At 60.7% G+C, this 1,407-nt stretch carries 1 protein-coding gene; it reads left to right on the top strand.

Translation table 11 applies throughout. From position 1 onward, the window contains the following. The first annotated feature begins 72 nt into the window (after positions 1-72). A complete protein-coding gene (locus AVL48_RS31885) occupies positions 73-1,359 on the top strand; it encodes an IS256 family transposase (protein WP_428839397.1) in 1,287 nt (428 codons plus the stop codon). The last annotated feature ends 48 nt before the right edge of the window (positions 1,360-1,407 follow it).

Raw genomic sequence — 1,407 nt, 5'->3', positions numbered from 1 at the left:
GGCCGTGTCATGACAACCGTGTAAGCCACGGATGGACCAAGATCGGATCGTTGTTGGCGATCCAGGAAGGCCCTGTCTGTGACGGAGAACACATCTCGCCCGGCCGGCTCGTCGTCGGCTGAAGTGCTCGCCGGAGCGCTTCCGCCGGAGGTATTGGACGTGCTGGTCAAAGAAGCGCACGCGAGCGGCGGTTCTTTGGGTGTGCAGGAATTGCTGAATCAGATGACGAAAGCGGTGCTCGAACGGGCGCTGGATACCGAAATGACCCATCATCTCGGGTATGAGAAAGGTGATCCCGCCGGAAACGGCAGCGGGAACTCCCGGAACGGCCGGTCGACGAAAACGGTGTCCACGACCAACGGGCCGGTCGAGCTGGCGGTGCCCCGCGATCGGAACGGTTCGTTCGAACCGGCGATCGTGCCGAAACGCGCACGTCGCCTGGGGAATATCGACGAGGTGATCCTGTCGCTGTATTCCCGTGGAATGACGACCCGCGATATTGAATCACACCTTCATGAAGTTTATGGCGTGAACGCCTCACGGGAACTGATCTCCAACGTCACCGAGGTGGTTGCCGACGAGATCGCACTGTGGCAGACACGTCCGCTGGACGAGGTCTACCCGATTCTCTACGTCGACGGCATCCGCCTGCGGATCAAGGACAAGGGCGTGGTGACCACGAAGGTCGCCCACCTGGCCGTCGGCGTGGACGTCGAAGGTCGCAAGCATGCCCTCGGCTTGTGGATCGCCGACAGCGAAGCCGCGAAGTTCTGGGCCAAGGTCGTCACCGACCTGCGCAATCGGGGCCTGCGGGACATCCTGATCGCCTGCTGCGACGGGCTGACCGGACTGCCCGACGCGATCCGCGGCGTCTTCCCCGACACCGTGGTCCAAACGTGCGTGGTCCACGTGATCAGAAACGCGATGCGGTTCGTCTCCTACGGTGACCGCAAGAAAGTCGCCGCCGGAATGCGATCCATTTACACCGCACCCACACTCGAGGCCGCCGAGATCGCACTCAAGAACTTCGACAAAGAATTCGGCACCCAATACCCCGCCGCAGTCCAAGTCTGGCAGCACGCATGGAACGAATTCACCCCATTCCTGGACTATCCAGCCGAACTGCGCCGAGTCGTCTACACGACAAACCTGATCGAGAACATCAACTTCCAGCTCCGGAAACTCACCAAGAACCGCGGCCACTTCGACAGCGACGCCGCCGCCATGAAACTCCTCTACCTCGGACTCCGGAACATCACCAGCCACCGCGGAGGACCATCAGGAACCGGAACCTGGGGATGGAAACAAGCACTCAACACACTCGTAGTCCTCTTCCCCGACCGCCTACCAATCCACTAAAATAACCACACAATCATCCGTGGCTTACACGGAAATCATGACAGGGCC

Source organism: Amycolatopsis regifaucium (genome assembly GCF_001613935.1).
GTDB lineage: Bacteria > Actinomycetota > Actinomycetes > Mycobacteriales > Pseudonocardiaceae > Amycolatopsis > Amycolatopsis regifaucium.
The sequence above is the reverse complement of the archived record's forward strand: the minus strand, read 5'-3'. Positions and strand labels throughout refer to the sequence as shown.